Origin of the sequence: Dietzia sp. CQ4 (genome assembly GCF_014145125.1) — a bacterium.
GTDB classification, from domain to species: Bacteria; Actinomycetota; Actinomycetes; order Mycobacteriales; family Mycobacteriaceae; genus Dietzia; species Dietzia natronolimnaea.
This window is the reverse complement of sequence record NZ_JAALDZ010000053.1, coordinates 1-3,126: the sequence shown is the minus strand read 5'-3', so window position 1 is coordinate 3,126 and position 3,126 is coordinate 1. Positions and strand designations below refer to the sequence as shown.

General features: G+C 71.9%; 2 protein-coding genes. Both read right to left on the bottom strand.

Annotated elements, in window-relative coordinates; translation table 11 throughout:
• Window positions 1-129 precede the first annotated feature (129 nt).
• On the bottom strand, window positions 130-1,431 hold the full coding sequence (locus G6031_RS18790; protein ID WP_182652505.1) for an FAD-binding oxidoreductase: 1,302 nt from the start codon (window positions 1,429-1,431) through the stop codon (window positions 130-132).
• A gap of 74 nt (window positions 1,432-1,505) precedes the next feature.
• Window positions 1,506-2,828 (bottom strand): YncE family protein, encoded by a 1,323-nt coding sequence (locus G6031_RS03945; protein ID WP_206682131.1) that lies wholly within the window; start codon window positions 2,826-2,828, stop codon window positions 1,506-1,508.
• Window positions 2,829-3,126: the final 298 nt, after the last annotated feature.

The following is a 3,126-nucleotide window of genomic DNA, read 5'->3' as shown; positions in this document are numbered from 1 at the left end:
CCCGGGGACCCGGGCGCCGGTGGGGTCGAGGAGGGCGCGGCCGCGGGTGAGGAAACCGCGGAGGACGGCGGCGACCGCGCCGAGGGGGACCCGGAGGAGTCCTGACCCCCGGGTCGGCCCGTCAGCGGGTCAGGGCCGGTCGTACCTGATGTTCTCGCGGGGGGTCCCGACCGCGACCATCCCGCGGACGGTGGCGCGCAGCATCTCCGGCGACCCGGCCAGCAGCACCTGGCGATCGGCCCACGAACCCCAGCCGGTCACCACGTCCACCAACGTCCCCGTCTGACGCCGGTGCAGCGTGCGGGGCAGGTCCTGCCGCGCGCCGGCCCACCACGGGTCGGTGTCCTCCTCGGAGACCGGCTGGATGGTGAGCCACGGAGCTGTGGCCGCGAGGTCGATGAGTGTCGGCAGATCGTAGAGGTCGCCGGGGTGCCGCGCGCCGTAGAACAGGTGTACGCGCGGGTTGAATCCGTGGCGCATCATGTCCAGCAGCAGGCAGCGCAGCGGGGCGATGCCGGTGCCGCCGGCCACCATCAGCACGTCGCGGACGGGTTCGGTGCGGTCCACCTCGAGCAGCCCGAGGGGCCTCGCCAGGACCCACCGGTCGCCCACCCCGACACCCCGGACCAGCGATCCGCTGAGCGCGCCACCGGGGACGTCGCGGACGTGGAACTCGATCTGGCCGGCCGGGTTGGCCGGGATCGACGGGCTGAACCGGCGCCACACGCCCGGCGTGTACGGCGTCAGGACGCTGAGGTACTGGCCCGGGTGGTAGTCCACCATCACGTCGGTGATCAGCCTGACCACCGCCACGTCGCGGGTCGGCCGGAGGACCTCGACGACGGTGGCGCCGACCCTCGCGGGCCCCTGCCCGGCGGCCGCGCCCTCCTGGAGCGCGGTCGACAGTGCCCGGTACGCGGTGCCCAGCGTGGTGGACAGCCGGTCATCCCAGCCGCGGCCGGCCAGGTGGCGGAGAGTACTGGCGAGGGCCTCGCCGAAGCGCTGGTGGTGGCGGGCGGAGAGTTCGAGTTTGCGGTGGTCGGCGCCCAGGTGGCGGGCGAACTCCACCACCTGGGCGACCTCGGCCTCGTCCCCCCGGGCGTCCTCGACGGTCTCGAGCGCCCACGTCATCGCGCGGACGAACTCGCCGAGCACCCCGGAGGCGTCGCGGGGGAACAGTTCGCGGAAATCCGGGTCGGCCTCGCGCAGGGCACGGGCGAACAACCCGATGAAGCGAGGGTCGGCGAGGAGGTCGCGGAGGGCCAACAGCGGGGGAGTGGCCGTGGAGACCGGGACGGGGTCCGGCAGCGGCGTGGTCGTGGGGTCGGCGGCCCTGCCGAGATACGGCGAGAGGTCGATGTCCGACACGAGGCGCTCGACGTCCGTGGCGCGGGAGAAGGCGTCGTCGTCCTCCCCTGGGATCCTCACCACCTCCGCGCCTCCTCGCTACCTGCCGTCGGCGTCCGCCGGTGCCCCAGGATAGCCGCCGGCGCCGGACCCGGCGGTCAGGAGAACACGGGCAGGGGGTTTCCCGGAGCGGGGAGCGGCACCGGGTTGCCGCCCCAGTCCTGCGGGGCCACGCCGATCCTCATTCGCTGGGGGTGGTACCCGACGGGGATCCGGGCCACCTCCTCGCCGGTCTCGAAGGACAGCACGCTGACCGTGTCGCTCTTGGCCCAGGACACGAAGCAGTAGTCCCCGGTGAGGTCGGTGGTCACCCAGTAGGACTTGAGGCCGGTCGAGACCAGCGGCCCGTGCTGCAGGGTCTCCCGGTCGATCACCGTGGCGTAGTCGCTCATGGTGCCCGCGACGCAGATCCTGGTGCCCTGGGGGTTCATGGAGATGCCGTGGTGGCCGGAGTCCAGCAGGTGGGCCTCCCGGGGGACGTCGCCGGCGGGCGTGACGGGCAGGTCCACGATGCGGGTGATCGTGTCGGCGTCGATGTCGTACTCGATGAAGCCGTGGAAGAACGAGACCTGGAAGTACATGAACCGGTAGTCCGGGGAGAAGGTCATCGGGCGCACCCCGATGCTCAACTCGGGACGGCCGGCCTCGGCGAGCCGGGCGCGCAGGTCGACGCGCTTGATGATCTGGAGCGTCTCGGCGTCGACGAACTGGAGCACCCGCTCGCCCTTGGTGACGTCGGCCCACGGCTGGTCGAGCGGCGTCCACACGTTGCCGATGGACTCGTTGACGATCTGCGTGCCGCCCTTGATGTAGGCGTTCTCGTGGGCGTTGTCCCCCGAGGGGAAGGTGCCGATCTCCCGTCCGGTGGCGGTGTCGAGGACGTGGACGAGTTTGGCGGTCGACGCGCTCACCGCGACCTGCGATCCGTCCGGGCTCACCGCCATGTGGTCGGAGCGGAACCCCTGGACGGGGAACCGCCACGCGATCTCGCCCGTGACGATGTCGATCGAGACCACGTCGGCGAAGCTGGGCCGGGACACGATGAGGTGCCGACCGTCCTTGGTCGAGTACATGTCGTCGACGTACTGGTCGTGTCCCTCGCCGACCATCTGGCGGATGCCGAGGTACAGGGCGAGGCGGGCGGGGTCGCGGTAGATCTCGGTGAGTCGCTCGTTGCGGTCCGGGATGATGTTGATCCGTGCGATCCGGTGGAAGTCACCGTCCGGCTGCACGGCGTCCGCGGTGCCCTCCCAGTTGTTGCCCACCCACAGGACGTTGCGCAGACCCGGGGCCGGGTTCACGTACGGGGATTCGGCGGTCGCGGCGGAGACCGTCGGCGTGGCGACCACTCCTCCGAGGGCGGTGACCGCCGCGAGCGCGAGGGCGCCGGCGGCGCGGGTGAGGACGGACGGGCGGTTCACGGCGACTCCCGGGGGACAACGTTTCTGGACAAGCGTCCGGTTGGCATTTCGGAGTGTACGGAGCCGGGTTCGCCGGGTCAACGGGTCACCGGGGCCAGGTGGGCACGACCGGGCCAGCGGGTCCCGGCGTGGCGGATCCGGTCGTCACCGACCGAGCGTGATGTCCACGCCCGCGCGCAGTTCGTCCTCGGTGTAGGTGAGCTGCCCGCGCCCGGGGATCTCGATCAGATAGAAGGGCGCCCCGGAGGGGACCGCGCCGAAGTCGAAGGTGAAGGTGCACGAGGAGAGGTCGCCCCCG